Below are 26,057 nucleotides of genomic sequence, written 5' to 3' on the forward strand. Positions count from 1 at the left end.
CGTGCCTGCCACCCGTCCGGCCGTACGGGTCAGAAACCGTGCCGGGAGCCGCCGTCGACCGGGACCATGATGCCGGTCAGATACGAGGCGGCGGGCGAGAGCAGGAAGGCCGCCGTCCGGCCGAACTCCTGCGGGGTGCCGTAGCGGCGCAGCGGGATGTTGGCCTCGTTGGCCGTGCGCGAGGCCTCGGCGTTGCCCGAGAGCGCGTCCAGTTCACGGACCCGGTCCGTGTCGATCCGGGCCGGCAGCACGCCCACGACCCGGATGCCGCGCGGGCCCAGTTCGTTGGCCAGCGACTTGGCGAACCCGGCCAGGCCGGGGCGCAGGCCGTTGGAGATGGTCAGCCCGCCGATCGGCTCGTGGACGGAGCCGGAGAGCACGAAGCCGATGACCCCGCCGTCGCCCAGCGCCGCGGCCGCCGTACGGGCGAGGCGCACCGCGCCGAGGAAGACCGACTCGAAGGCCGACTGCCACTGCTCGTCGGTGTTGTCCGCGGCGGAGCCGGGCGCCGGACCGCCGACGCTGATGAGGATGCCGTCGAGCCGGCCGAACCCCTCCTGCGCGGCGTCGACCAGCCGTTGCGCCACGGACGGGTCCGCGTTGTCGGCGGCGAGCCCGACGGCGTCCGGGCCCAGGTCGTCGGCGGCGGCCCGGACGCTCTTCTCGTCCCGGCCGGTGATGATCACCTTCGCGCCGTCGTCCACCAGCGCCCGCGCCGTGGCGTTGCCGAGCCCCCGGGTCGCCCCGGTGACGATGTACACACGGTCCTTCAGTCCAAGATCCATGGCTCTATCCTGCCGTCTCGCCCGCGGCCGTGTCCTCGGGGGGCAGCCCCTCGGCCAGCGCGACGGCCGTCCCCACCAGGCCGATGTGGCTGAAGGCCTGCGGGAAGTTGCCGAGCTGGCGCATGGCGGCGGTGTCGTACTCCTCGGCGAGCAGTCCCACGTCGTTGCGGAGCGTCAGCAGATGCTCGAAGAGTTCGGTGGCCTCCTCGGTGCGCCCCGTCATCCGCAGCGCGTCCGCCAGCCAGAACGAGCAGGCAAGGAACGCGCCCTCGCCGCCCGGCAGGCCGTCGATCGAGGTGCCGTCGGTGCTGTAGCGGCGCACCAGCCCGTCGCTGCCCAGCTCGGCGCGGACCGCGTCCACCGTCCCGACGAGCCGGGGGTCCTCGGGCGGCAGGAAGCCGGTCCTGGCGATCAGCAGGGTCGAGGCGTCCAGGTCCCGCGATCCGTAGGACTGGGTGAAGGTGTTGCGCACCGGGTCGTACCCCTTCTCGCAGACCTCCCGGTGCACGGCGTCCCGCATCGCCCGCCAGCGGTCGGCGTCGCCGGTCAGGGACGAGTCCTCCTCCAGGCTGCGCACGGCCCGGTCGGCCGCCACCCAGGCCATCACCTTGGAGTGGACGAAGTGGCGGCGCTGGCCGCGGATCTCCCACAGACCCTCGTCGGGCTCGCGCCAGGTGGACTCCAGGAAGCCGAGCAGGCTGAGCTGGAGGTTCCAGGCGTGCGGCTTGTCGCCCAGTCCCGCGTCCCGGGCCAGCCGGAGCGAGTCGATGACCTCCCCGTACACATCGAGCTGGCGCTGGCGGACCGCGGCGTTGCCGATCCGGACCGGGGCGGAGTTCTCGTAACCGCGCAGCCACGGCAGCTCCGACTCGGGCAGTCTGCGCTCGCCCGCGAGCCCGTACATGATCTGCAGGTCAGCGGGGTCCCCGGCGACGGCGCGCAGCAGCCAGTCCCGCCAGGCGCCCGCCTCCTCCAGATAGCCCGCCGAGATCAGTGCGCCGAGGGTGAGCGTGGAGTCCCGCAGCCAGCAGAAGCGGTAGTCCCAGTTCCGTACGCCGCCGATCTCCTCGGGCAGCGAGGTGGTGGGGGCCGCCACGATGCCGCCGGTCGGGCCGAAGGTGAGCGCCTTCAGGGTGATCAGGGAGCGGATCACGGCCTCCCGGTAGGGCCCCTGGTACTTGCAGCGGGCGGCCCACTCGGCCCAGTCGGCCAGGGTGTTCTCCAGCGCCTCGAAGGGATCGACCAGATCGGGGCGGGGCGAGTGCGAGGGGTGCCAGGTCAGCACGAACGCCACCTGCTGCCCGGCGGACACGCTGAAGGAGGAGCAGGTGGAGAACTGCTGGCCCCACGTCTTGACCGGCGGCTCGCTGCGCAGCCAGGCGGAGTCGGGCCCGGCGACCGCCACCCGGTGGCCCTGCGAGCGGCGCACCCAGGGCACGACCGAGCCGAAGTCGAAGCGCAGCCGGAGCACCGAGGTCATGTCGACGGTGCCGCTGATCCCCTCGACGATCCGCATCACATCGGGTGACTCGTCGCGCTGCGGCATGAAGTCGATGACCTTGACCGTGCCGGTGCGGGTCTCCCAGAACGTCTCCAGTACGAGGGAGTCACCGGCGTAGGCCCGCCGGGTACAGGTGTCCGCGCCCTGCGGTGCGATGCGCCAGTGGCCGTTGTCCTCGTCACCGAGCAGTGCCGCGAAGCAGGCGCCCGAGTCGAAGCGGGGCAGGCAGAGCCAGTCGACAGAACCGTTCTTTCCGACCAGGGCAGCTGTCTGGAGATCGCCGATGAGGGCGTAGTCCTCGATGAGTGGGGTCACGTTCTGGCGTGTTCCCGAACATCGCCCCGGCTAAGCAGCCGTAGTGCGACGTGAGGCGGGAGTCACCCCGCCGGGCGACGGTCGCGGTACGGGCCGGCGCCGGCCGACACCTCGTCAGGCCTTCGCGGGCTCGGGCTTCCCGGGCTCCGCCGCGGTGTCCCGCGCTTCGGCCGCCTCGGCGGCGGCCGCCACCAGGTCGCGCTTCTCGCGGCGGGCCAGCACCACGTAGCCGACCGGCACCCCGGCGGCGAAGAGCCACCACTGCACGGCGTAGGCCATGTGCGGGCCGATGGAGCTGTCGTCGGGGGCCTCGATCAGCTCCGGCTTGTCGCCGGAGGGCACCGGGCCGGTCTGCTCCAGGTAGCCGCCGAGCACCGGCCGGGAGAGCAGCTTGGCCTGCTGGGCGCTGTTGATCAGCATCACCTGGCGGTCCGGCAGGTCGGAGAGGTCCTTGATGCCGCTGGCGCCGGTCGTCTCGTCGGCCTTGAGCCGCCCGGTGACCGTCACCTCGCCCTTGGGCGCGGCGGGTACGTCGGGGAAGGCATGCTGGTCGTCGGCGGTGGGGATCCAGCCCCGGTTGATCATGACGGTGCCGCCGCCCTTGAGGTCGAACGGGACCAGCACGTGGAAGCCGATGCTGCCGTCGGTGGACGTCCGGCGCCGCACCACGACCTCGTGCTTCTCGTCGTACGTCCCGGTGGCCTTCACCGCGCGCCAGTAGTCGGAGCGCGGAACGACGTGACCGGGGGAGGTGAGTGCGGCGACCGGAACCGGCTTCGCCTTGAGGTTGTGCGAGATCAGGGCGTTCTGCGCGACCTTGTGCTCATGCCGGTGCAGCTGCCAGAAGCCCAGCTCGATCATCGTGGGGATCATGACGAGGGCGAGGAGGGCGAGGATCAGCCACTGCCGGGTCAACAGGAAGCGGTACACCCCATGACGGTACAACCGTGGCATGGGGCGCATCGCGCAGGGGGTGGCGGAAGGGGGGCCTCGCCCGGTGCTCAGACACTGTCGATGATGCCCACCTTCCCCTCCGCGCGGGCGCAGTGACCGCCGCAGAACCAGTGCCCGTCGACCTCGACCCCCTGGCCGATGACCTGGACCCGGCAGTGCTCACAGATCGGCGCCATCCGGTGGATGGCGCAGGAGAAGCAGTCGAAGACGTGCACCGCGCCCTGCGCGTGCACCTCGAAGGACATCCCGTAGTCGTTTCCGCATACCTCGCAACGTGCCATGCGCCACAGGGTGGGACGCGAGGGCGCCGACGGGCGAGCGGTGGGCGGGCGAGTCGCCCCCGGTTCACTCCGATGACGGCGCGGCCGGAGACCCCTGCGGCGCGGCGGCCACGTCCCGCAGGAGATGGGTGAACGCGCTCTCCTCCAGGATCGGGGTGCCGAACGCCTTGGCCTTCACCGTCTTCGACGTCGCCGCGTCCGGATCGTTGGTGACGAGCAGGCTGGTCAGCCGGGAGACGCTGGTCGCCACATGCAGCCCGGCCTCCACCACCCGGTCCTCCAGCAGCTCGCGGTCGATCGAGGTGTCCCCGGAGAACGCCACCCGCATGCCCTGCATGAGGGGTTTGTCCTTCTCGTACCGTCCCGGGTTGGGATACGGGCAGGCCGGGCGCTTGCGCGCGGGACGCCAGCTCGCCTGGCCGCCGCCGTACGGGGCCTGGTGACCGATCCGAGGGGTGACGGGGGAGTCCGACCACTCGGTCAGCGGCCGGCACTCCAGCAGCGGCAGCCGGAGCCCGCCGCCCGCCGCCGCGTGCAGGCTCGGGCGGAAGGCCTCGGCCAGCACCCGGGCGTCGTCGAGGGCGTGGTGCGCGTGCTGCTGCACGACCCCGAAGTGCGCGGCGAGCGACTCCAGCTTGTGGTTGGGCAGCGGCAGCCGCAGCTCCTTGGAGAGCGCGATGGTGCACAGCCGCTGCTGGACCGGGGCGATCGCCGCGGCGCGCGCGTACTCCCGGGCGAGCATCGACCAGTCGAAGGCGGCGTTGTGCGCGACCAGCACACGGCCGGCGAGCCGTTCGGAGAGCTGGGCGGCGATCTCGGGGAAGAGCGGGGCGCCTTCGAGCACGTCACTGGTCAGCCCGTGGATCCACACGGGGCCCGGGTCCCGCTGCGGGTTGACCAGGGTGTACCAGTGGTCCTCGACGTTGCCCTGCGCGTCCAGGCGGTAGACGGCGGCGGAGATTATCCGGTCGTCCCGTGCGAGGCCGGTGGTCTCCACGTCGACGACCGCGTACCCCTGCGGGTAGGCGGTCGGCCACGGTGCTGCGGTCTGGCGGTCGTCGAGCATGGTCACAGAGAATACGGGCCACGACCGACAGTCCCCTATTCGGCCGTCACCCCCGCTCCGCGTCGCACGGACCGGAACCCGCCAGGAGCCCGTCCACCAGCGCCCGCACGGAGCCGGCGAACAGCCGGTCCGGGTCGGCCGGCCGGGCCAGAGCGCGGGCCAGCGCAGGATCGCCCCCGGCCGTCGACCCGCTCCACAGATCGCCCTCGCCGGGCGACTGGACGGGGGACCGCTCCCGGTTTCGCTCCACCAGCAGGAAGCCGACGGTGTGGATCTGCACCGACCGCACCGCGGCCGCCGCCCGCGCGCCGCGCAGCCCGGCGGCGTGCACCTCGTGGACGAGCGCCTGCTGCGCCGGCAGGAACATCCGTTCCGTCAGCCCCCTTTCGTGGACCATCGCGATCAGATGCGGCCGGGCACGCAGCTCGCGGCGCAGTCCGCGGGCCACCGAGACGATCCGGGCGGCCGGGCCCCGGCCGCTGGGGCGCAGGGTGCCCATCTCCTGCACGGTGCGCTCGACGAGGGCGTCCAGCAGCGACTCGCGGTTGCCGACGTGCCAGTAGATCGAGGTGACGGCGGTGCCCAGTTCGGCGGCCAGCTTGCGCATGGTGAGGGTCTGCGGACCGTGCTGCCGCACCAGTGCGGCGGCGGCCGCCAGGACCTCGTCGCGGGTCAGCGCCGATCGCGCCACAGCTCCTCCAGTTCCAGAACTCCGTTACACGCACGGCTATTTACCCTTCATCGTCTCCGGTGTAACTGTGTTACAGAGCCCGGCGGACAGCCGGGCCGCGGACGACCGAGAAGGGTGGCACCGCATGGCACGGGTACGGTACGGCGCGCGCACCGAGGCCGAGATCGCGGCATCCCGCGAGGCCCGCTCCAGGCTCCCCGACATCTGGTCCACCGGCGTGAGCGCCGTCTGGGAGAGCGACCCCGACGCGGTGGCGGCCGTCCTCCCACCGCCCCTGAAACCGGCCGGGCGACCGCTCGTCCGGGCGAGCATCAGCAAGGTGGACCTGCCCGGCTACCCGCTCGGCGCGGGCTCCGTCGCCGTCGCCGCCGTCCACGACGGGCACGAGGGCTGGTACCCGCTGGTCATGCCGATGACCCACGAACGGGCGCTGACCGGCGGCCGCGAGGTGTTCGGCGAACCGAAGAAGCTCGGTGAGGTGAGCGTCGAGCGCGAGGGCCTCGTCGTCCGGGCCGCCCTCGTCCGCCACGGCATCGCGTTCGTCGAGATCAGGGGTGCGGTCGACGGACCGCTGCCGCTGCCCGAACCGGCCACGAAGCTCGACTTCTACTTCAAGTTCCTGCCCGCCGTGGACGGCGACGGCTTCGACTCCGGCCCCGTACTGATCCACTGCACCCGCCACGAGAAGGTCCGCAAGCTGGAGCGGATCACCGGCGACGTGGTGCTGCGCGAGTCGATGTACGACCCGGTCGCGGACCTGCCCGTGCGCAGGCTGGTCGAGGTCACCATCGGGGAGAAGACCAGCGACCAGCGGGGCCGGGCCGTGGAGCGGGTCAGCGCCGACGCGCTGCTGCCGTACGTCCACCAGCGCTACGACGATCCGCAGCAGATCCACGACGGACCGCCCGAGGGGAGCGTCCGATGAGGCTGGAGGAGGGCCAGACCGCCGTCGTCACCGGGGCCGCCAGTGGGATCGGCCTCGCCATGGCCCGCCGGTTCGCGGCCGAGGGGCTGAACGTCGTCCTCGCCGACGTGGAGGAGGGCGCGCTCGACAAGGCCGCCGGCGAACTGCGCGAGGACGGGGCGCGGGTGCTGGCCCGGCCCGTCGACGTCAGCGAACGCGACTCCGTGCAGGCGCTCGCCGAGGCCGCGTACGACACCTTCGGTGCCGTGCACGTGCTGTGCAACAACGCCGGAGTCGGATCGGGCGCAGAGGGCCGGATGTGGGAGCACGAGCCGAACGACTGGAAGTGGGCCTTCGCGGTCAACGTCTGGGGCGTCTTCCACGGCATCCAGGCCTTCGTGCCGCGCATGCTCGCGGGCGGCGCCCCCGGCCGTGTCGTCAACACCTCCTCCGGCGACGGCGGGATCGCCCCGCTGCCCACCGCGTCCGTGTACGCCGTCACCAAGTCCGCCGTCGTCACCATGACCGAATCGCTGTACGCGCACTTGCGGGCGGAGGGCGCGGCCGTCGGCGCCTCGGTCCTCTTCCCCGGCCCGCACATGCTCCGCACCGGACTGTGGGAGTCGCACCGCAACCGCCCCGAGCGGTACGCCAAGGAGCGCCCGCGCCGCACCCCCTACCGCAGCCTCGACCAGTGGGAGGGCGCGATGAGGGCGGCGGGCCACGAGGTGGAGTTCACCCCGGTGGAGGAGGTCGCCGCGACCGTCGTCGACGGCATCCGCGCCGACCGCTTCTGGATGCTCCCCGACAGCGAACGCAGCGACAGCCAGATCCGGGCCAGGTCGCAGTCGATGCTCGACCGGGCCGATCCGTCCTACCTGGAGAACTTCATACTCGACTGAGGAGTGAGCGATGACGACCGATGACGACCCGTACCTGATCATCTCCTCCGACTGCCACGCCGGACTGCCCACCGAGGAGTACCGCCCCTACCTCGACAGCCGGTTCCACCGCGAGTTCGACGAGTTCCTCGCCGGCCGCGACCACCGCCGCGAGGAGATGACCCGCCTCGGGGTCCGCAACGAGGCCTTCGCCGACAAGTGGTTCCAGGACAACGAGGAAGGCCTCAGGGGCGGCTGGGACGCCACCCAGCGGCTCAAGGAACTGGACGGCGACGGGGTGGCGGCCGAAGTCGTCTTCCCCGACGCGGACGCCGTGGACAGCCGCACCGCGGCCCCCTTCGGCGTCGGCCTCGGCCTCTCCGGCGACCAGGACCCCGAGCTGGGCATGGCCGGGGCGCAGGCCCACAACCGCTGGCTCGCGGAGTTCGTCGCCCAGCACCCCGAACGCCACTGCGGGGTCGCCCTGCTGCCCGTCACCGGCGAGACCGGCCGGGTCGTCGCGGAGATCCACCGGGCCAAGGAGTCCGGCCTCGGCGCCCTGATGATCCCCTCCATGTGGGTCGACAAGGCCCCGTACCACGACCGGCGTTACGACCCCGTCTGGGCGGCCGCCGCCGAGACCGGGATGCCGGTCGTCACCCACTCGGGCGCCGCACCGCGCCACGAGTACGGCGACCACCTGGGCATCTACGTCTCCGAGGTCACCTGGTGGCCGTCGCGCCCGCTCTGGTTCCTCCTGTGGTCCGGCGCCTTCGAACGCCACCCCGGGCTGAAGTTCGGCGTCGCGGAGTCCGGCTGCTGGTGGCTGCCCAACCTGCTCTGGTTCATGGACCGGCTCTACCTCGGCGCCCACGGCGGCAAGAAGCTCTCCCCGTTCGCCGAACTGAAGCGGCCCCCGCACGAGTACCTGGACCGCCAGGTGTTCGTCTGCGCCACCAACACCAAACGCCGCGAGCTCGCCCAGCGGTACGAGATCGGCGTCGACAACATCCTCTGGGGCAGCGACTTCCCGCACCCCGAGGGCACCTGGCCGAACACCGCGAACTGGCTGCGCAACACCTTCCACGACATCCCCGTCGACGAGACCCGCCGGATGCTCGGCCTGGCCGCCGCAGAGGTCTTCGGCTTCGACACGGACAAGCTCGCACCCGTAGCCGCCCGTATCGGCCCCACCCCCGCCGACCTCGGCCAGAGCGCCGACCAGAGGGCGGTCCGGGCCTCCTGGGCCCGCTCGCGCGAGGTCGGCAGGCACTGGCTGACCGACCACGACTTCCCGGTCCTGGGGGCGTCATGACCGACCCCCGCCCCGCGCACCCCGTGCGTGACACGGACCGCTACACCGTCATCTCCGCCGACTGCCACGCCGGCGCCGACCTCCTCGACTACCGGCCGTACCTGGAGTCGGCCCACCACGACGACTTCGACGCCTGGGCGGCCACCTACGTCAACCCGTACGAGGACCTGGTGGCCGACACCGCCGACCGCAACTGGAACTCGGCGCGCCGCCTCGCGGACCTGGAGGCGGACGGCATCGTCGCCGAGGTCGTCTTCCCCAACACCATCCCGCCCTTCTTCCCCTCCGCGTCCCTGATGGCGCCCGCACCCTCCCGGGCCGAGTACGAACAGCGCTGGGCCGGGCTGCGCGCCCACAACCGCTGGCTCACCGACTTCTGCGCCGCCGCGCCGGGACGTCGCGCGGGCGTCGCGCAGATCCTCCTCAACGACCCGGCCGAGGCGGCCCGCGAGGTCCGCCGCACCAAGGAGGCCGGACTCACCGGCGGCATCCTGCTGCCCGGCGCCCCGCCCGGCTCCGGCGTCCCGGAGCTGCACTCCCCGGCGTACGACCCGCTCTGGGCGGTCTGCGCGGAGCTCGACGTACCGGTCAACCACCACGGCGGCTCCGCGTCCCCGCCGCTGGGCGACGAACCGGCGGCCCGCGCCGTCTTCATGGTGGAGACCACCTGGTTCTCGCACCGGGCCCTGTGGCACCTGATCTTCGGCGGCGCGTTCCGCCGCCACCCCGGGCTGCGGCTCGTCCTCACCGAACAGGGCTCGGGCTGGATCCCCGGCATCATGGAGATGCTCGACTACTACCACGGCCGGCTCGTCGCGTCGGCCTCCCGGGCGGCCACCGCGGAGTCCAAGTTCGGTGCGGGGCTGGCCGGTTCGATGGGCGCGAGCCCCAGCGAGGTCTGGCGCGACAACTGCTACGTGGGCGCGAGCTTCATGCGCCCGCACGAGGTGCCGCTGCGCGACCGGATCGGCCTCGACAAGATCATGTGGGGCAGCGACTACCCGCACGACGAGGGCACCGCCCCCTACTCGCGGGAGGGCCTGCGGATCGCGTACGCCGGGCTGCCGCCCGCCGAGGTCGCGGCGATGACGGGCGGCAACGCGGCCCGCGTCTACGGCTTCGACCTGGCCGCCCTGGACCGGATCGCCGCCACCGCCGGCCCGACGGTCCAGGAGATCGCCGAACCCCTGAAGGAGGTCCCCGAGGGCGCGACCAGCCCCGCGTTCGCGCCGGGCGGGTCGGTACGCGTCTGGTGACGCCGCGAGGTGAGACCATCCCCGGATGAGCGATCCCCAGGCGCACCACGAACCGCACAGCACGGGTATGGGCGCACGGCTGAACTGGCTGCGCGCCGCCGTGCTCGGCGCCAATGACGGTGTGGTCTCCACCGCCGGTCTCGTCGTCGGCGTCGCCGGGGCCACCGACGACCGCAGCACCCTGCTGACCGCAGGCCTGGCCGGGCTGCTGGCGGGGTCCATGTCGATGGCCGCGGGCGAGTACGTGTCGGTCTCCACCCAGCGCGACTCGGAGAAGGCCGCACTCGCCACGGAGAAGCGCGAGCTCCAGGAGATGCCGGAGGCGGAACTCGCCGAGCTCACCGGACTCCTGGAGGGCAAGGGCCTCAGCCGCGAGGTCGCCCGCGAGGCCGCAGTCCAGCTCACCGAACGCGACGCGCTGCGCGCCCACGCGGAGGTGGAGCTGGGCATCGACCCGGACGACCTGACGAACCCCTGGCACGCGGCCGGCGCCAGCTTCCTCGCGTTCACCGTGGGCGCGCTGCTGCCCCTGCTGGCCATCGTGCTGCCCCCGACGTCCCTGCGGCTGCTGGTGACCGTGCTGTCGGTGCTCGCCGCGCTGGCCCTGACCGGCTGGTGGAGCGCCCGCCTCGGCGACGCGGCGGTGGGGCCGGCGCTGCTGCGGAACATGGGCGGCGGTGCGCTCGCGATGGCCGTGACGTACGCGGCGGGGGAGCTGCTGGGGGCGGCGGGGGTGTAGGAGCCGCAGGCGAGGCCGGGCCGCCGTACGCACGGCGGCCCGGCCTCGTCTCCCGCTCTCCTGACCGGTGAGTCAGCGGTTCAGGGCGAACGCCTGCGCCGAGGAACCGTCGCACACCTGCTGCGACAGCCTGGCCCCGTTGGCGGTGGAGGCGCCGTCCACCGACAGGCACTTCCCGCTGTGCCGCGCGACGAACCGGAACTGTCCGGCCGTGCCGACGGGTTCCGCCTTCCACTGCTGGTTGGTGCCCGCGACGTACGACCACAGATGGACCTTGGTCCCGGCCGCGGTGGCACCGGGACCGCCGTCCACGTCCCACACCTTGCCGCCGTTGCGGTTGACAACCTGGTAGGTGCCGTCGCCGGCCGGCCTGAACTGCCAGCTCTGGTTGGCCCCGGTGCCGCAGCTCCACTGCTGGAGCGCGGTGCCGTCGTCCGTGCCCCAGTCGGCCGCGTCGAGGCAGGCGCCGCTGTGGCTGTTCGTGACGTGGTACCAGGCGCTGGAGTCGATCGATCCTTCGGCGGGCGGCTCGGTGGTCGAGCCGTCGGTACCGCTCCACACGAACGTGGCGACGGCGCCCGCGGGCAGGGTGTAGACGAGGGACTTCCCGTTGTCGGTCAGCGAGAACTCCTGGGCCCCGCTGCCGCTGTTCACGACGTAGGCCGCACGCGTGCCGTCGGGGTTCTGGAAGACCACGTTCTCGACCCCGCCGCCCCCCTGGCTGGTGGAGCCGATGCGGGTGGCGCCGGGCTTGACGAACTTGGTGAGATGGCCGAGGACGTAGTACTCGGCGTTACGCGTGACGCCGCCGTTCGCGATCTCGACGACGCCGTTGCAGCGGTCGGCGCAACCGCCCTGGTGGGGGCCGCCGTTCTGGTCGAGGGCCAGGTTCCAGTCGACGACCGTCTCGCCACCGTTGCGCATGTTCTGCACGACGAGGTTCTCGGCGTGCCAGGTGAGCGTGTCGGCGTACGTGGTGCTCCGGTCGGCGCTCTCGGTGCCGGAGCACTCCGTGAAGAAGACGCGCTTGCCGGCATTGACGACCTGCTGCTCCGCCGAGGGGGTCCCGCCGTAGCAGTGGAAGGCCGCCCCGATCACCCGGCTCATGCCGGGAGTGGCGGCGAAGACCTCCAGCGGGTAGTTGGGATGGTCCCAGTTGTGGTCGAACGCCAGCAGGTTCGTGGGCAGGCCGGCCGCCGTGAGGGTGGGGTCGAGCACCTTGAAGAAGGCGGCCTGCTCGGACGACGTCATCGTCATGGACGGGTAACTCGCGGCGAACTCCGGCTCGTTCTGCACGGTCAGGTCGGTCAGGGTGATGCCCTGCTGTCCGTAGGCCTGGATCGCGTGGACCAGGTAGTCGGCGTACGCCTGGTAGTTCGCGGGCTTGAGGCTGCCGCCGTTCAGCGCGTTGTTGGTCTTCATCCAGGCGGGCGGCGACCAGGGTGAGCCCATGAAGCGAATGGCCGGGTTGACCGCGGTGGCCTGCTTCAGGACCGGGATGATCTCCGCCTTGTCCCGGTCGATGGAGAAGGATCCCGGGGTGTCCTCGTACGTGGAGAGGCTGCTGTCGGCGTTGAAGTCGCTGCTGCCGAGGGGCTGGCGCAGGTAGTTGAGCCCGATCCCGTCGCCGTCGGAGGAGAAGAGCGACGTCATCAGCGCGGTGCGCTTGTCCTGCGCAAGGCCCTGGATGAGATGGGCGGACGCGCCGGTCACCGAGGCGCCGCCCCCGGTGAAGCGCTGCCCCTTGCCGGCGGCGTCGACGTTGATGTCGACGGACCGGGGCGTGGAGGTGAACGGGACATCGGCCTCGGCCGACAGCCGCTCGGCGCCGTCGCGGGTGGAGACCCACACCTGGGCGGTGGGGTCCGCGGCGTGGGCGGCCGATCCGGTGCCTGCGAGGCCGATCGCGGCGACGGTCAGTGCGAGGGCTGCGCCTGCGGCGCGCGCCCGTGGTCGGAAGGGACGGTCGTGGGACATGTGCGGCTCTCCTTAGGACGTACCTGGGGGTGGTGCGGCTGCCGGTGGAGCGAGCGGGGCGGGAACGGGCCGCCGGAGGCAGCGCGGCCGACTCGGGGCCGGAGGTCCTGTCCAGCCGTGGCGGGGGAGTGCGTCGTGGGGCGACGGCGATATAGAAGCACACTCACTAAGTGGTTAGTAAGTAGTCGGTCGCACTCTCCTTCGCGCCGCGCGCTCCCTCCTGGGGCGGTACGGACTCGGCCCGCAGTTCCGTCGCACGCCAGGTCTAAGCTGTGCCGGTGAGCAACCAGTCAGCCGGCAGTCCCGGGCGCACCTCCGGGGCGCGCACGCCGCGCACGCCGCGCAGTCCGGAGGCCCGGCAGCGGCAGCGGGACATCCTGCACATCGCGATGGACACGTTCGCCGCCCGTGGCTACAACAACGCCTCGCTCGCGGAGATCGCCGACCGGGCGGGGCTGACCCAGGCGGGGGTCCTGCACTACTTCCGCTCCAAGGCCCTCCTGCTCACCAGCGTTCTCGAACTGCGCGACCAGACGGACATCGAGCAGCTGGGCCCCGACCGCCCCCAGGGCCTGGAGTTCCTGCGCCACCTGGTCCACACCGCCCTGCGCAACGCCGAACGCGAAGGCATCGTCCGGCTCTACGCCGTGCTCTCGGCCGAGTCCGTGACGGACGACCACCCGGCACAGGAGTACTTCCGGGACCGCTACGACGGGCTGCGCTCCTTCGTCTCCGACGCCCTGCGCGAGGCGTGCGGCCTTCCCGCCGAGGACGCGAAGAAGGCCGAGAACGCCGCCAACGCCGTCATCGCGGTCATGGACGGTCTCCAGGTGCAGTGGCTGCTGGCCCCCGCGTCCGTGGACATGGCGGCGTCGACCGACCTCGTGGTCACGTCCCTGCTGGCGGCGCTCGCGCCCGGCAGGTTCGGCCCGGGGGCCGTCACCCCGGCGCCCGCTCCGCCACCGGCCGGGTGAGCGGCGGACCTGTATCCGGGCGGCTGGGGCCCGGCGCGCTCTTGGCAGAAGTCACCAAAGATTGCTGACAGCGCGTCTCGCATACTTGTTGGTAACAACGTCTGGTCCTGGGCCGTCCTGCGGCTCTACGGTGCTGGAATGCCGACGAACCTGCCCGATGTAGTGCTCTGGTCCATACCGGCCTTCGTCCTGCTCACCGTTCTGGAGATGGCCCTCCACCACTTCCACCCCGACGAGGACGCCGCCGGTTACGAGGCGAAGGACGCCGCCACCAGCATCACCATGGGGCTGGGCAGCCTGGTCTTCGACCTGCTGTGGAAGGTGCCCATCGTGGCGGTCTACACGGCGGTGTACGAGCTGACGCCGCTGCGCGTGCCCGTCCTGTGGTGGACCGTCCCGCTGATGCTGCTGGGGCAGGACTTCCTCTACTACTGGTCGCACCGGGGCCACCACGTCATCCGGATCCTCTGGGCCTGCCACGTGGTCCATCACTCCAGCCGGAAGTTCAACCTCTCCACCGCGCTGCGCCAGCCCTGGACCTCGCTGACCGTCTGGCCGTTCTACCTCCCCCTCATCGCCTGCGGCGTGCACCCGGCCGCCCTCGCCTTCTGCTCCTCGGCCAACCTCGTCTACCAGTTCTGGGTGCACACCGAACGCGTCGACAAGCTGCCCCGGCCCTTCGAGTACGTACTGAACACGCCCTCCCACCACCGGGTGCACCACGCCTCCCAGGGCGGCTACCTCGACCGGAACTTCGGCGGCATCCTGATCGTGTGGGACCGCTGGTTCGGCTCCTTCACGGCGGAGACGGAGCGGCCCGTGTTCGGGCTCACCAAGAACATCGACACCTTCAACCCGCTACGGGTCGCCACCCACGAGTACGCCGCCATCGCCCGCGACGTGCGCGCCGCGGGCAGCTGGGGCGAGCGGGCCGGGCGGGTCTTCTGCGGGCCCGGCTGGCAGCCGGCCGGTGCGGCCGTGCGCAAGGCCAAGGCGGCCACCGCCGTTCCCGCGCCGGAAAGCACCGGATGAACGCCGCCCCGCTGACGAACGCCGGCCCGCCCGCGGACCGGCGGGAGCGGTTCGTACGCCCCCTGCGCATCGCCTTCCTCGCCGCCTGCGCCGTCGACCTCGTCGGGGTGCTCACCGACACCGGGGCCGCGCACCTCGTCGCCAAGCCGCTGCTGATGCCACTGCTGGCCGGGTACGCCGCCGCCCGGCGCGGGCCCCGGCTGCTGATCGCCGCACTGCTCTGCGGCTGGCTGGGCGACGTGTTCCTGCTGGCCGACGCCGATGCCGCGTTCCTCGTCGGGATGGGCGGCTTCGCGGCCGGGCACCTCTGCTACCTCAGCCTCTTCGGGCGGGCCCGTGGCGCCCTGCTGCCCGCGCTCCTGTACGCGGCCGTCCTGGCCGTCTTCATCGCGCTGCTCTGGGACGGGCTGCCGGCCGGACTGCGGTTGCCGCTGACCGGCTACAGCCTGCTGCTCACCGCCATGGCCTGCCGGTCCGGGGTGCTCGGCCGGTACGCGGCCACCGGAGGCGCGCTCTTCCTGCTCTCCGACGCGCTGATCGCCACCGGCATCGCCGACCGGCCGCAGCCGCCCGCCCCCGACTTCTGGGTCATGCTCACCTACGTCGCGGCCCAGCTCCTGCTGACCCTGGGCGTGCTCGCCCCAGGGGCGAAAGGGGATGGTGTGGTCAGTGGGGCGTACCGTGAACGGAGTACCAGCATCTGAGATCAGCAAGGACCCCCACGCATGCGCGCCACCGTCATCCACGCCCCGCACGACATCCGCGTGCAGGAGGTCCCGGACCCCGCGATCCAGCAGCCCACCGATGTGGTGCTGCGGGTCCTGCGGGCCTGCATCTGCGGCAGCGACCTGTGGGCCTACCGGGGCGAGTCCGCCCGCCGGCCCGGCCAGCGCATCGGCCACGAGTTCCTCGGGATCGTCGAGGAGGCCGGTGCCGGCGTCAACGGCTTCGCCGTGGGAGACCTGGTCGTCGCCCCCTTCGTCTGGTCCGACGGCACCTGCGCCTACTGCGCCGAGGGCCTGACCACCTCCTGCCCGCAGGGCGGGTTCTGGGGCTCGGTCGGCTCCGACGGCGGGCAGGGCGAGGCCGTGCGCGTCCCGTTCGCCGACGGCACGCTGGTCAAGCTGCCGGCCGCCGCGGCCTCCGACGACCGCCTGCTCACCGCGCTGCTGGCCCTGTCCGACGTCCTCGGCACCGGCCACCACGCGGCCGTCGGCGCCGGTGTGAAGCCCGGCAGCACGGTCGCCGTCGTCGGTGACGGCGCCGTCGGCCTGTGCGGGGTCATGGCCGCCAAGCGGCTCGGTGCCGAGCGGATCATCGCGCTCGGCCGCCACACCGCGCGCACCGACATCGCCCGCGCCTTCGGCGCCACCGACGTCGTCGCCGAGCGCGGCGACGCGGCCGTCGCAGCCGTACGGGAACTGCTCGGCGGCGAGGGAGCACAGGCCGTGATCGAGGCCGTCGGCACCGAGCAGTCGATGCGCACCGCCGTCGGCATCACCCGCGACGGCGGCTCGATCGGCTACGTCGGCGTACCGCACGGCAGTGGCACCGGACTGGACCTCGGCGTCATGTTCGACCGGAACATCGCCCTGCGCGGCGGCGTCGCCCCCGTACGCGGCTACATACCGGAGCTGCTCCCCGACGTCCTGTCCGGCGCCATCGACCCCTCGCCCGTCTTCGACCTCGCCATCGGCCTCGACGACGTCCCGGCCGGCTACCGGGCGATGGACGAGCGCACGGCGCTGAAGGTCCTCATCAAGCCGTGAGCCAGGCGGCCGCGTCCGCCCCCAGCGCTCCGGGCGGACGCAGCCAGTCGGCGGGTGACCCCTCGAAGGAGACCGGCGACAGCGCGTGGCGCAGCCGTCCCAGCGGGCCGTCGGTCTCCGTGAGCCACTTCTGCGGGTCGTAGGAGCCGTCCGCCACGCGGCCCGGTGGCGTGGGGATCTCGTCGGTCAGCCAGGCCGCGGTGCGGGCGAGTGAGAGGGTGACCAGCCGGGAACCGCCCTCCTCGTGCTGCTCGGTCAGCGCCCGCAGCACGGCCGCGGCCAGCAGATAGCCCGTGCCGTGGTCCAGCGCCTGGGCGGGCAGCGCGCCCGGCGCACCGTCCTGCGCGCCCGGTGCGGTCTCCGTCGCCGCGATGCCGGTGGCGACCTGCACCAGGCTGTCGAAGCCGCGCCGCCCGGCCCACGGACCGGGCCCCCAGGCCGACAGCCGCCCGATCACCAGACCCGGCCTGCGCGCGGCCAGGGACTCCGCCGTCAGCCCGAACCGGTCCAGCGCGCCGGGCCGGTACCCGGTGACCACGACGTCCGCCCCGGCGAGCAGTTCCTCGAAGGCGGCGCGGCCCGTGCGGCTCGCCAGGTCGAGGGCCGCCGACCGCTTGCCGAACCCCGTGTCGCCGTGTGCGTCCGGGCTCTCCGGGAGCTGCGGGGCATCGATCCGCAGCACGTCGGCGCCGAGCAGCGCGAGCGTACGGGTGCCGACCGGGCCCGCGATGACCCGGGTGAGGTCCAGGACACGCAGCCCGGAGGCGGGCCGCAGCGGGGCGCCGTCGAGTGCGGCCGTCCGGCGTGCCGGGGCGGCATCGATCCGTTCCCGCTCCACCAGCGGGACGCCGGACAGCGCGAGGCGTCGCGGGTCGGCGGCCCACTCCCCGGGCGTCCTGGCGGCGACGGCCAGTCCGCCCGCGGCGTACACCGTCTGCTCGATCTCGGCCGCCCGCCGCCCCGCGAACGACGCGCTCACCGCCGGCACGGCCCGGTCGTCGGAGGTGGTCGCGGACAGCCCGAGCGCGCCCAGCAACCGGGCCCGGTGGTGCGGGTAGTTGGCGTGCGTGCGGACCCAGCCGTCACGGGTGCGCCAGAACCGCGACAGCGGTGCGAACGTCGTCGGGGCGCGGCCGTCGATCCGCAGATGGCGCTCGCTGACGAAGGCGGTGGCCACGGCGCCGTCGTCGATCCAGACGCGGGGCACGGCTGCGCCGAGGCGGCGTGCCGTCAGCTCGGCGGCGGCCAGCGAGCAGACAGCGACCGTCGAGCGGGCCAGCTCCAGCACGGGCAGCCGGGCGGGCAGCAGCCCCGCAGGGCCTGCGGTCCCGATACGAGCGAGCAGCGCGGGATCTCCGCCGAGCGCGGCCCAGGCCTGCTCGGTGCCGGAGACGGGGAGTCGATTCATTCCGGCACTATGGCACCGGGCGCCGGGCGCCGGGCAGGGCCCGGACGGGCTCGGGAGCTCCGGGCACCACGATGACCGGCCGGGCCGGTACGGGGGCCGGCGATCGCACCGGCCCCCGTACCGGACCCGCTACCAGCGCACCGCGTCCAGGGCGTCCACCACACCGGCTCCATAGAAGCCGTTGCGGTTCTTGCCTCCCTCGCAGACCGCGTCGACGGTGCCGTCACCGTCGATGTCGTACGGCTCGCCGCACGCCTTGGCGTCGGCCTCGAGCGTCAGCAGCGCCTTGACCGCGGCCGCCGAGGCGTACGGGTGCCTCGACTTGATCAGGGCCACCACACCCGCCACGTGCGGGGAGGCCATCGACGTACCGGCCATGTAGCCGTACTTGCCGCCCGGCAGCGTCGACAGGATCAGCCCGTTCGTCGCGGGCGGCTCCGGCGGCTGGTAGGCCGTCGAGTCGCCGCCCGGCGCCGCCACGTCGATGACGCCGTTCCCGTAGTTCGAGTACGAGGCCTTCAGGCCCTTCGCACCCGTCGCCGAGACCGTCACGAAACCCGGCAGCATCGTCGGGATGTCGAGGCACTTCTTGGGGTCGATCGTCCGGGTGGAGGTGTCGCCGTCGTTCGGGCTGCCCGTGTCCTCGATCGAGTCGGCCGCCAGGTCCTCGGCCGAGTTGCCCGAGGCGGCGACGTTGACCGTGCCCCGGCTCTCCGCGTACCGGGTGGCCCGTGCGACCGCCTCGACCAGTGCGCCCTGGTCCGGGTCGTCCTTGCAGTTGTACATCCACGGGTCGGTGTAATAGCTGTTGTTGGTGACGTCGACACCGTGGTCGGCGGCCCACATGAAGCCGCAGACGACGGACTCGGTGTAGAAGAACCCGTCCGGGTTCGCCACCTTGATGCCGGCGACCCTCACCCCCGGAGCGACACCCGTCACCCCGATGCCGTTCTTCGCCGCGGCTATGGTGCCCGCGACATGGGTGCCGTGCGGACTCTCACCGGCGTTCGGCCGCCAGGAGCCGGCCGTGGTGTCCGGCGCGCCCGTCACACAGTTCGCGGAGGCGGACCGGTCGAAGTTCGGCGCGAGGTCGGGATGCGTGTCGTCCACGCCCGTGTCGATGACCGCGACCGTGACCTTCCGGCTGCCCAGTGACTTCTGGTGCGCCTTGTCCGCCTTGATGGCGGGCAGGTCCCACTGCAGCGGCTCCATCGGATCCTGGTCCGCCGTCGCCCGTGCCGCCGCGGTCCGCTCCTGCTGGACGGTGAGCGGCTGCTCGACCCCGATGTCCTTGGTGCCCTGCGGGACGATCGGGTTGGTGCGGGTGGCACCCACCGAATCCACGCCCCTGACCCCGCGTACCGACCGAGCGAAGTCCGGGTTCTGCGAGTGGACGACGAGGACGCCGATCCGGTCGTAGGCGATCACCACCGTGCCGCCCGCCCGCTCCACCGCCTTGCGCACCTGCTTGGCGGTGCCGGGACCGCCCCGCGTGTTGACCACGTACGACAGCTTCGGTCCGTCCGCCGGCACCGCCGCCGAGGTCCGGCCGTCCACCGCCGAGGCGGACGCGGAACCCGTCGGCAAGAAGCCGAGCGAGACGGTGAGGGCCAATCCGACGGGCAGCGCCAGTGCGCGCGCACGTCCGGATCCCAGATGAGCCATGGGGTCTCCACTTCATCCGTGTCAGTCGACCGGACACGGCGTGTCCAGTCGCGTACATGACGAGTGAAGCTATCGCCGATCATCCCTGCTCATCAATGAGTTCACGAGAACCCGTCCGAGCCGCGGCGGCCGAAGGGGTGACCCGGAGCCGGGCGGAAGAGTGCGCAAGTGCGTTGAACCGCTTCGCCGCGGGCCGCGTGCCGTTGTCAGGGGAGGCGCACCATCACCCCCCGATACCGAGGTTCCCAGTGAAATCCACCGTCCCCACCACCACCGCACCCGCGTCGCGAGGAGATTCCGTGGCTACCGATGCACCGCCGCCCGAGGGCAGTACGGAGACAGGGCCGGCCCAGCCCACGACCGAGGCCTTCCTCGCGGAGCAGGAGAGCGCGGAATTCGGCGAACTGCGCCGCTCGCACCGCTCGTTCGCCTTCCCGCTGACCATCGCCTTCGTCCTCTGGTACCTGCTGTACGTACTGATGTCCAACTACGCCGGCGGCTTCATGGGCACCAAGGTGTACAGCAACTTCAACGTGGCCTTCGTCTTCGGCCTCGCCCAGTTCCTCACCACCTTCCTCATCGCCTGGTTCTACTCGCGGCACGCCAACGCGAAGCTGGACCCGAAGGCCGAGGCCATCAAGTCCCGTATGGAGGCCGACGTATGAGCGCCGCGTACCACTCCCACACCGCGGTACTCGCCGCCTCCTCCACCACCGAGCACCGGCCGCTGATCATCACGCTCTTCGCGGTCTTCGTCGCGGCGACGCTCGGCATCACCGTCTGGGCCGGCCGGCAGACCAAGAGCGCCTCCGACTTCTACGCCGGCGGCCGCCAGTTCACCGCCTTCCAGAACGGACTCGCGGTCTCCGGCGACTACATGTCCGCCGCCTCGTTCCTCGGCATCGCCGGAGCCATCGCCCTCTTCGGCTACGACGGCTTCCTCTACTCGATCGGCTTCCTCGTCGCCTGGCTGGTCGCGCTGCTCCTGGTGGCCGAACCGCTGCGCAACTCGGGCCGCTACACCATGGGCGACGTCCTCGCCTACCGGATGCGGCAGCGCCCCGTACGCACCGCGGCGGGCGTATCCACGATCATCGTCTCGATCTTCTACCTGCTGGCGCAGATGGCAGGGGCGGGAGTCCTGGTCTCGCTGCTCCTCGGCATCACCAGCGACGCCGGAAAGATCCTGATCGTTGCGCTGGTCGGCGTACTGATGATCGTGTACGTCACCATCGGCGGCATGAAGGGCACCACCTGGGTGCAGATGGTCAAGGCCGTGCTGCTCATCGCGGGCGCCATCCTGATGACCTTCATGGTGCTGTGGAAGTTCGACTTCAACGTCTCCGACCTGCTGGGCACCGCCGCGGAGAAGAGCGGCCACGGTTCCGCGTTCCTGGAGCCGGGACTCAAGTACGGTGCCACCGGCACCTCGAAGCTCGACTTCCTCTCCCTCGGCATCGCCCTGGTGCTGGGCACCGCGGGCCTCCCGCACATCCTGATCCGCTTCTACACGGTGCCGACCGCCAAGGCCGCCCGTAAGTCCGTCAACTGGGCCATCGGCATCATCGGCGCCTTCTACCTGATGACGATCGCCCTCGGCTTCGGCGCCGCGGCCCTCATCGGCCCGAAGGAGATCATCGCGAAGAACCCGGCGGGCAACGCGGCGGCCCCACAGCTCGCCGAGTACCTCGGCGGGGTCGGCACCACCGGCGGCGCCGTCATGCTCGCCACCATCTCCGCCGTCGCCTTCGCCACCATCCTCGCCGTGGTCGCGGGCCTCACCCTCGCCTCCTCGTCCTCCTTCGCCCACGACATCTACGCCAACGTCATCCGCAAGGGGAAGGCCACCGAGAAGGAGGAGATGCGGGCCGCCCGCTGGGCCACCGTCTTCATCGGCGCCGCCGCGATCGTGCTGGGCGCCTTCGCCCGCGACGTGAACGTCGCCGGTCTGGTGGCGCTCGCCTTCGCCGTCGCCGCCTCGGCCAACCTGCCCACGCTCCTCTACAGCCTCTTCTGGAAGCGCTTCACCACCCAGGGCGCGCTGTGGTCGATCTACGGTGGTCTGGCCAGCTCGGTGATCCTCGTGCTGTTCTCGCCGGTCGTCTCCGGCAACGAGAAGACCTCGATGTTCAAGGGCGTCGACTTCGCCTGGTTCCCCCTGGAGAACCCCGGCCTGATCTCCATCCCGCTGGGCTTCCTGCTCGGCTGGATCGGCTCCCTGCTGTCGAAGGAGGAGCCGGACAAGGGCAAGTACGCCGAGCTGGAGGTCAAGTCCCTCACCGGCATCGGAGCCCACTGAGAGCAGGAGTTCGTCTCTCGCACCGATCCTTTGCCGCGGCCGCGTCGTAGAGTCCTACGACGCGGCCGCGTCGTACCTCGTGTCAAACGGGCTCCTGTGATGTCACATGGGGCGCGTAGTCTCGAAAGAGTCAATAACCGCAACCGGGAATTCAGCCGGAGGAGGGGGCCCACCATGCTCATCGACACCTTCGACCGGGTCGCCACCGACCTGCGCGTGTCACTCACCGACCGGTGCAATCTGCGCTGTACGTACTGCATGCCCGAGGAAGGCCTGCAGTGGCTGGCCAAGCCGGACCTGTTGAGTGACGACGAGATCGTCAGGCTCGTCCGCATCGCCGTCACGCAGCTCGGCATCACCGAAGTCCGTTTCACCGGCGGGGAGCCGCTGCTGCGCCCCGGACTCGTCTCCATCGTCGAGCAGTGCGCCGCCCTGGAGCCCCGCCCGAAGATGTCGATCACCACCAACGGGATCGGGCTGAAGCGCACCGCCGCCGCGCTCAAGGCCGCAGGCCTTGACCGGGTCAACGTCTCACTGGACACCCTGCGCCCGGACGTGTTCAAGGCCCTCACCCGCCGCGACCGGCACCACGACGTGCTGGCCGGCCTCGAAGCCGCCCGGGAGGCCGGGCTCACCCCGGTCAAGGTCAACACCGTCCTGATGCCGGGGCTCAACGGCGACGAGGCACCCGACCTGCTCGCCTGGGCCGTGGACAACGCCTACGAGCTCCGCTTCATCGAGCAGATGCCGCTCGACGCACAGCACGGCTGGAAGCGCGACGGAATGATCACAGCGGGTGACATCCTGGAATCGCTGCGCACCCGCTTCGAGCTCACCCCCGAGGGCCGCGACGAGCGCGGCTCCGCCCCCGCCGAGCGCTGGCTGGTCGACGGCGGCCCGCACCGGGTCGGCGTCATCGCCTCCGTCACCCGGCCGTTCTGCCGGGCCTGCGACCGCACCCGGCTCACCGCCGACGGCCAGGTGCGCACCTGCCTGTTCGCCCGCGAGGAGACCGACCTGCGCGGCGCCCTGCGGTCGGAGGCTCCTGACCAGGAGATCGCCCGGATCTGGCGGCTCGCGATGTGGGGCAAGAAGGCCGGATCGGGCCTGGACGACCCCTCCTTCCTCCAGCCCGACCGCCCGATGTCGGCGATCGGCGGGTAGCGCGCCGGGGGCGGGTCCGTCAGGAGGGCGACTCCCATTCCTTCAGCGTCACCACGTCCTTCAGGAAGCCCCGGATTCCGAGGAACGAGGAGAGGTGCTCCCGGTGCTCGGCGCAAGCCAGCCAGGTCTTGCGCCGGTCCGGGGTGTGCAGCTTCGGGTTGTTCCAGGCAAGCACCCACACGGCGTCGGCACGACAGCCCTTGGCGGAGCAGACGGGGGCTTCGGCAGCGTTCTCGGCCGCGGATTCAGGGGAGTTCACGGACTCAACCCTAGATCCTCCGCAGCCTCCCACGAGGCGCGGGGCCGACCGCCGATGCGGCCGGCCCGACGCATCCCCTGCCGGAGAAAGGGCGACGCCGAGCAGCCACGGGGGGAGCTGCCCGGCGTCGGTCCGTCGCTCCGACGGGGGATGCGGAGCGCTTTTGAAGTATGTCACGCAGACAGGGGTGCGGGGCACTGGAACTTCATGATTGATCTGAGCTCTTCTTGAGCTTCGACCGGCCTTGAAACCGGGCGATATCGGGGCGTACCGGATCAGCTGTGGCCCTGTGGATCAGTGGCACGGAAGGCCTGGTCGGCCGCCGGGCCCGGCTCGGCGTGCCCGGTCACCGGTGCGGCGCCGAGCGCCGGCCGCGTCGGGGCCGGGACGAAGGTCGAGGGCAGCGAGGGGGCGTTCTCCCGGCCCGCGTTGGCGATGACGACGGCGACGTACGGGAGCAGAACGCCCAGCGCCAGCCCCACGATCGCCACATAGCGTTCCACGTTCCACAGGGCCGCCGCGGCGATCACCGAGACCGTGCGCACGGACATCGAGATCACATAGCGCCGCTGCCTGCCGCGCACATCCTCCGCGAGTCCCTGCCTGGCCCCCGTGATCCGGAAGACCTCCGCACCGCTCTGCTTGCCCATGCCGTCTCCACCCATCTTCCCCGCGCTCGTGTCGAACCGGGGGAGACCCCGTTCCCGTGCCGGACGCTCCCCGGATCCGGACCGCTCCCACGGTACGCCCGGCGCCCGCCGGGTTCGAGGCCGGGGCGCGTCACGAAACCGGCGGCCCCCCGTACGGACCTGCCCGGCATGCGGTGCGCACGTCCAGGGCCGAGACTGATCGGACATCGCGACACCGCGTCGCACGAGGAGGCGGTATGAGCTGGTTGTGGGCAATCATCGTGGGCCTGGTTCTCGGTCTGATCGCGAAGGCGATCCTGCCGGGGAAGCAGGAGATCCCGCTCTGGCTGACGGTCATCTTCGGCATGATCGGCAGCATCCTCGGCAATGCTGTCGCCACCTGGCTCGGTGTCAATGACACCAAGGGCATCGACTGGACACGGCACGTTCTCCAGCTGATCGGTGCCGTGGTGGTGGTCGGTGTCGGGGACATGGCGTGGACATCGATCCGCGGCAACAGGCGGCAGAAGACCTGAGCACCGCCCCGGACCCCGGCCGACGGGGAACGGCAGCGGCCGGGTACGCGTGATGACGCGTACCCGGCCGCGGTGCTGACAGCGACGGGCCCAACGGCCGACGGGCAGGCTCTCAGCCGGCCGTGATCTCGACCGGCAGGCTCTCAGCCGGCCGTGACCTCGATGGCCGCGAGGTTCTTCTTGCCCCGGCGCAGCACCAGCCAGCGCCCGTGCAGCAGCTCCTCGCGGGCCGGTGCCACCTCGCCGTCGGTGACCTTGACGTTGTTCACGTACGCGCCGCCCTCCTTGACCGTGCGGCGCGCGCCCGACTTGCTCGGCGCCAGACCGACCTCCACCAGGAGGTCCACCAGCGGACCCAGCTCGGTGACCCGGGCGTGCGGCACCTCGGAGAGCGCGGCGCTCAGCGTCGCCTCGTCCAGCCCGCCCAGCTCACCCTGGCCGAACAGGGCCTTCGACGCGGCGATGACCGCGGCGCACTGGTCCGCGCCGTGCACCAGCGTCGTCAGCTCCTCGGCCAGCGCGCGCTGCGCCGACCGGGCCTGCGGCCGCTCCTCGGTGACCTTCTCCAGCTCCTCCAGCTCGGCGGGGCTCTGGAAGCTGAGGATGCGCATGTAGCGCGAGATGTCCCGGTCGTCCACGTTCAGCCAGAACTGGTAGAACGCGTACGGCGTCGTCATCTCCGGGTCGAGCCAGACGGCACCGCTCTCGGACTTGCCGAACTTGGTCCCGTCCGCCTTCGTCATCAGCGGCGTCGCCAGCGCGTGCACCTCGGCGCCCGGCTCCAGGCGGTGGATCAGGTCCAGGCCGGCGGTGAGGTTGCCCCACTGGTCGCTGCCGCCCTGCTGGAGGGTGCAGCCGTGCCGCCGGTACAGCTCCAGGAAGTCCATGCTCTGGAGCAGCTGGTAGCTGAACTCGGTGTAGCTGATGCCCTCGTCCGACTCCAGCCGCCGGGCGATGGACTCCTTGGTGAGCATCTTGTTGACCCGGAAGTGCTTGCCGATGTCCCGGAGGAACTCGATCGCGGACATGCCCGCGGTCCAGTCCAGGTTGTTCACCATGACCGCGGCGTTGTCGCCCTCGAAGGACAGGAACGGCTCGATCTGGGACCGCAGCCGCGACACCCAGGCGGCGATGGTCTCCGGGTCGTTCAGCGTGCGCTCGGCGGTCGGCCGCGGGTCACCGATCTGGCCGGTGGCCCCGCCCACCAGGGCGAGCGGCCGCAGACCGGCCTGCTGGAGCCGGCGCATGGTGAGCACCTGCACCAGATGGCCGACGTGCAGACTCGCCGCGGTGGGGTCGTAGCCGCAATAGAACGTGACGGGACCGTCCGCGAGAGCCTTGCGCAGTGCGTCCTCGTCAGTGGACTGGGCGAACAGCCCGCGCCACTTCAGCTCGTCGACGATGTCCGTCACGGTTCCGTGTCTCCTCAGCAGCTACGTGTATCGATACGGGCCGGCTACGTGTCCGCCGCGTGCATCGATACGTGGATCGAAAGGCATCGGCCAGTCTAAGGGCTGTCCCGTAATCCCTGGCGGGCGCACGACGACAGCTACGGCACCTCACTGCGTTGTCGAAACGCCCGAATACATCCAGTATGCGGACGCTCCTCCGCCTTGCGATGCACCGCATCTGACGCCGCGCGCTGATCCACCAGGGA

25 protein-coding genes are annotated in these 26,057 nt (G+C 71.7%); 13 read left to right on the plus strand and 12 right to left on the minus strand.

Annotated features, from left to right (window positions below):
- Positions 1 to 29: 29 nt before the first annotated feature.
- From ACGFU6_RS36135 to ACGFU6_RS36160, 6 genes are all read right to left on the minus strand, one after another.
- On the minus strand, positions 30 to 785 hold the full coding sequence (locus ACGFU6_RS36135) for an SDR family oxidoreductase (protein ID WP_393616796.1): 756 nt from the start codon (positions 783 to 785) through the stop codon (positions 30 to 32).
- A gap of 4 nt (positions 786 to 789) precedes the next feature.
- The gene (locus ACGFU6_RS36140; RefSeq protein ID WP_393616797.1) at positions 790 to 2,601 is read right to left on the minus strand and encodes a glycoside hydrolase family 15 protein; all 1,812 of its coding nucleotides are present in this window, start codon (positions 2,599 to 2,601) and stop codon (positions 790 to 792) included.
- A gap of 114 nt (positions 2,602 to 2,715) precedes the next feature.
- Entirely contained in the window at positions 2,716 to 3,531 is an 816-nt protein-coding gene (locus ACGFU6_RS36145) for an SURF1 family protein (protein WP_393616798.1), read from the minus strand.
- 71 nt (positions 3,532 to 3,602) lie between these two features.
- Complete coding sequence (locus ACGFU6_RS36150) at positions 3,603 to 3,836, minus strand: hypothetical protein (protein WP_393616799.1); 234 nt, start codon at positions 3,834 to 3,836, stop codon at positions 3,603 to 3,605.
- A gap of 64 nt (positions 3,837 to 3,900) precedes the next feature.
- Entirely contained in the window at positions 3,901 to 4,908 is a 1,008-nt protein-coding gene (locus ACGFU6_RS36155; protein ID WP_393616800.1) for a DEDDh family exonuclease, read from the minus strand.
- 40 nt (positions 4,909 to 4,948) lie between these two features.
- Positions 4,949 to 5,593 (minus strand): TetR/AcrR family transcriptional regulator, encoded by a 645-nt coding sequence (locus ACGFU6_RS36160; protein WP_393616801.1) that lies wholly within the window; start codon positions 5,591 to 5,593, stop codon positions 4,949 to 4,951.
- Between the two features lie 124 nt (positions 5,594 to 5,717).
- On the opposite strand from ACGFU6_RS36160, the gene ACGFU6_RS36165 reads away from it, so the two are divergent.
- From ACGFU6_RS36165 to ACGFU6_RS36185, 5 genes are read left to right on the plus strand one after another with little or no spacing between them, the layout of a single operon-like run.
- Positions 5,718 to 6,518: an acetoacetate decarboxylase family protein gene (locus ACGFU6_RS36165; protein WP_393616802.1), complete on the plus strand. Its 801-nt coding sequence runs from the start codon at positions 5,718 to 5,720 to the stop codon at positions 6,516 to 6,518.
- The gene (locus tag ACGFU6_RS36170; protein ID WP_393616803.1) at positions 6,515 to 7,399 is read left to right on the plus strand and encodes an SDR family NAD(P)-dependent oxidoreductase; all 885 of its coding nucleotides are present in this window, start codon (positions 6,515 to 6,517) and stop codon (positions 7,397 to 7,399) included. Before ACGFU6_RS36165 ends, ACGFU6_RS36170 begins: the two co-directional genes overlap by 4 nt.
- Positions 7,400 to 7,409: 10 nt before the next feature.
- On the plus strand, positions 7,410 to 8,693 hold the full coding sequence (locus ACGFU6_RS36175) for an amidohydrolase family protein (RefSeq protein ID WP_393616804.1): 1,284 nt from the start codon (positions 7,410 to 7,412) through the stop codon (positions 8,691 to 8,693).
- Entirely contained in the window at positions 8,690 to 9,949 is a 1,260-nt protein-coding gene (locus ACGFU6_RS36180; protein ID WP_393616805.1) for an amidohydrolase family protein, read from the plus strand. The genes ACGFU6_RS36175 and ACGFU6_RS36180 overlap by 4 nt, the downstream gene beginning before the upstream one ends.
- A 25-nt stretch (positions 9,950 to 9,974) precedes the next feature.
- Positions 9,975 to 10,688, plus strand: a complete 714-nt coding sequence (locus ACGFU6_RS36185; protein ID WP_393616806.1) for a VIT family protein — start codon at positions 9,975 to 9,977, stop codon at positions 10,686 to 10,688.
- 72 nt (positions 10,689 to 10,760) lie between these two features.
- Here the strand turns inward: ACGFU6_RS36185 and ACGFU6_RS36190 are convergent, their stop codons facing one another.
- The gene (locus ACGFU6_RS36190; RefSeq protein ID WP_393616807.1) at positions 10,761 to 12,665 is read right to left on the minus strand and encodes an RICIN domain-containing protein; all 1,905 of its coding nucleotides are present in this window, start codon (positions 12,663 to 12,665) and stop codon (positions 10,761 to 10,763) included.
- Positions 12,666 to 12,943: 278 nt separating this feature from the next.
- On the opposite strand from ACGFU6_RS36190, the gene ACGFU6_RS36195 reads away from it, so the two are divergent.
- The 4 genes from ACGFU6_RS36195 to ACGFU6_RS36210 all read left to right on the plus strand — a co-directional run bounded on the left by ACGFU6_RS36195 (position 12,944) and on the right by ACGFU6_RS36210 (position 16,440).
- Positions 12,944 to 13,639, plus strand: coding sequence for a TetR/AcrR family transcriptional regulator (locus ACGFU6_RS36195; protein WP_393616808.1), 696 nt, complete (start codon positions 12,944 to 12,946; stop codon positions 13,637 to 13,639).
- 138 nt (positions 13,640 to 13,777) lie between these two features.
- A complete protein-coding gene (locus ACGFU6_RS36200; protein ID WP_393616809.1) occupies positions 13,778 to 14,671 on the plus strand; it encodes a sterol desaturase family protein in 894 nt (297 codons plus the stop codon).
- Positions 14,668 to 15,375, plus strand: a complete 708-nt coding sequence (locus ACGFU6_RS36205; RefSeq protein ID WP_393616810.1) for a lysoplasmalogenase — start codon at positions 14,668 to 14,670, stop codon at positions 15,373 to 15,375. Before ACGFU6_RS36200 ends, ACGFU6_RS36205 begins: the two co-directional genes overlap by 4 nt.
- A 21-nt stretch (positions 15,376 to 15,396) precedes the next feature.
- Complete coding sequence (locus ACGFU6_RS36210; RefSeq protein ID WP_393616811.1) at positions 15,397 to 16,440, plus strand: zinc-dependent alcohol dehydrogenase family protein; 1,044 nt, start codon at positions 15,397 to 15,399, stop codon at positions 16,438 to 16,440.
- Here ACGFU6_RS36210 and ACGFU6_RS36215 read toward each other — a convergent pair.
- Both ACGFU6_RS36215 and ACGFU6_RS36220 read right to left on the minus strand, forming a co-directional pair.
- Entirely contained in the window at positions 16,430 to 17,848 is a 1,419-nt protein-coding gene (locus tag ACGFU6_RS36215) for a CoA transferase (protein WP_393616812.1), read from the minus strand. The genes ACGFU6_RS36210 and ACGFU6_RS36215 overlap by 11 nt on opposite strands.
- A gap of 129 nt (positions 17,849 to 17,977) precedes the next feature.
- Positions 17,978 to 19,513: a S8 family serine peptidase gene (locus ACGFU6_RS36220; protein ID WP_393616813.1), complete on the minus strand. Its 1,536-nt coding sequence runs from the start codon at positions 19,511 to 19,513 to the stop codon at positions 17,978 to 17,980.
- 299 nt (positions 19,514 to 19,812) lie between these two features.
- Between ACGFU6_RS36220 and ACGFU6_RS36225 the strand changes: the two genes are divergently transcribed.
- The 3 genes from ACGFU6_RS36225 (at position 19,813) to moaA (ending at position 22,976) form a co-directional block, all read left to right on the plus strand.
- On the plus strand, positions 19,813 to 20,178 hold the full coding sequence (locus ACGFU6_RS36225; protein WP_393616814.1) for a DUF485 domain-containing protein: 366 nt from the start codon (positions 19,813 to 19,815) through the stop codon (positions 20,176 to 20,178).
- Entirely contained in the window at positions 20,175 to 21,812 is a 1,638-nt protein-coding gene (locus ACGFU6_RS36230) for a cation acetate symporter (protein ID WP_393616815.1), read from the plus strand. Before ACGFU6_RS36225 ends, ACGFU6_RS36230 begins: the two co-directional genes overlap by 4 nt.
- Before the next feature lie 174 nt (positions 21,813 to 21,986).
- On the plus strand, positions 21,987 to 22,976 hold the full coding sequence (moaA, locus tag ACGFU6_RS36235) for a GTP 3',8-cyclase MoaA (protein WP_393616816.1): 990 nt from the start codon (positions 21,987 to 21,989) through the stop codon (positions 22,974 to 22,976).
- 19 nt (positions 22,977 to 22,995) lie between these two features.
- Here the strand turns inward: moaA and ACGFU6_RS36240 are convergent, their stop codons facing one another.
- Positions 22,996 to 23,235 (minus strand): hypothetical protein, encoded by a 240-nt coding sequence (locus ACGFU6_RS36240; RefSeq protein WP_393616817.1) that lies wholly within the window; start codon positions 23,233 to 23,235, stop codon positions 22,996 to 22,998.
- Positions 23,236 to 23,510: 275 nt separating this feature from the next.
- Positions 23,511 to 23,885 (minus strand): DUF3099 domain-containing protein, encoded by a 375-nt coding sequence (locus ACGFU6_RS36245; protein ID WP_393616818.1) that lies wholly within the window; start codon positions 23,883 to 23,885, stop codon positions 23,511 to 23,513.
- Positions 23,886 to 24,121: 236 nt separating this feature from the next.
- On the opposite strand from ACGFU6_RS36245, the gene ACGFU6_RS36250 reads away from it, so the two are divergent.
- The gene (locus tag ACGFU6_RS36250) at positions 24,122 to 24,400 is read left to right on the plus strand and encodes a GlsB/YeaQ/YmgE family stress response membrane protein (RefSeq protein WP_123526866.1); all 279 of its coding nucleotides are present in this window, start codon (positions 24,122 to 24,124) and stop codon (positions 24,398 to 24,400) included.
- A gap of 143 nt (positions 24,401 to 24,543) precedes the next feature.
- Here the strand turns inward: ACGFU6_RS36250 and tyrS are convergent, their stop codons facing one another.
- Entirely contained in the window at positions 24,544 to 25,812 is a 1,269-nt protein-coding gene (gene tyrS / locus ACGFU6_RS36255) for a tyrosine--tRNA ligase (RefSeq protein WP_393616819.1), read from the minus strand.
- Positions 25,813 to 26,057 lie beyond the last annotated feature (245 nt).

The sequence above is a fragment of the Streptomyces sp. NPDC048462 genome (genome assembly GCF_043200175.1).
In the GTDB taxonomy this organism is placed as follows: Bacteria; Actinomycetota; Actinomycetes; order Streptomycetales; family Streptomycetaceae; genus Streptomyces.

Excerpts from the sequence above, each read along its gene's own strand:
- ACGFU6_RS36205 (WP_393616810.1), top strand. The coding sequence starts at position 14,668 with ATGAACGCCGCCCCGCTGACGAACGCCGGCCCGCCCGCGGACCGGCGG.
- ACGFU6_RS36185 (WP_393616806.1), top strand. The coding sequence starts at position 9,975 with ATGAGCGATCCCCAGGCGCACCACGAACCGCACAGCACGGGTATGGGC.
- ACGFU6_RS36180 (WP_393616805.1), top strand. The coding sequence starts at position 8,690 with ATGACCGACCCCCGCCCCGCGCACCCCGTGCGTGACACGGACCGCTAC.
- ACGFU6_RS36210 (WP_393616811.1), top strand. The coding sequence starts at position 15,397 with ATGCGCGCCACCGTCATCCACGCCCCGCACGACATCCGCGTGCAGGAG.
- ACGFU6_RS36170 (WP_393616803.1), top strand. The coding sequence starts at position 6,515 with ATGAGGCTGGAGGAGGGCCAGACCGCCGTCGTCACCGGGGCCGCCAGT.
- ACGFU6_RS36215 (WP_393616812.1), bottom strand. The coding sequence starts at position 17,848 with ATGAATCGACTCCCCGTCTCCGGCACCGAGCAGGCCTGGGCCGCGCTC.
- ACGFU6_RS36230 (WP_393616815.1), top strand. The coding sequence starts at position 20,175 with ATGAGCGCCGCGTACCACTCCCACACCGCGGTACTCGCCGCCTCCTCC.
- moaA (WP_393616816.1), top strand. The coding sequence starts at position 21,987 with ATGCTCATCGACACCTTCGACCGGGTCGCCACCGACCTGCGCGTGTCA.
- ACGFU6_RS36200 (WP_393616809.1), top strand. The coding sequence starts at position 13,778 with ATGCCGACGAACCTGCCCGATGTAGTGCTCTGGTCCATACCGGCCTTC.
- ACGFU6_RS36220 (WP_393616813.1), bottom strand. The coding sequence starts at position 19,513 with ATGGCTCATCTGGGATCCGGACGTGCGCGCGCACTGGCGCTGCCCGTC.
- ACGFU6_RS36245 (WP_393616818.1), bottom strand. The coding sequence starts at position 23,885 with ATGGGCAAGCAGAGCGGTGCGGAGGTCTTCCGGATCACGGGGGCCAGG.
- ACGFU6_RS36190 (WP_393616807.1), bottom strand. The coding sequence starts at position 12,665 with ATGTCCCACGACCGTCCCTTCCGACCACGGGCGCGCGCCGCAGGCGCA.
- ACGFU6_RS36165 (WP_393616802.1), top strand. The coding sequence starts at position 5,718 with ATGGCACGGGTACGGTACGGCGCGCGCACCGAGGCCGAGATCGCGGCA.
- ACGFU6_RS36150 (WP_393616799.1), bottom strand. The coding sequence starts at position 3,836 with ATGGCACGTTGCGAGGTATGCGGAAACGACTACGGGATGTCCTTCGAG.
- ACGFU6_RS36250 (WP_123526866.1), top strand. The coding sequence starts at position 24,122 with ATGAGCTGGTTGTGGGCAATCATCGTGGGCCTGGTTCTCGGTCTGATC.
- ACGFU6_RS36175 (WP_393616804.1), top strand. The coding sequence starts at position 7,410 with ATGACGACCGATGACGACCCGTACCTGATCATCTCCTCCGACTGCCAC.
- ACGFU6_RS36135 (WP_393616796.1), bottom strand. The coding sequence starts at position 785 with ATGGATCTTGGACTGAAGGACCGTGTGTACATCGTCACCGGGGCGACC.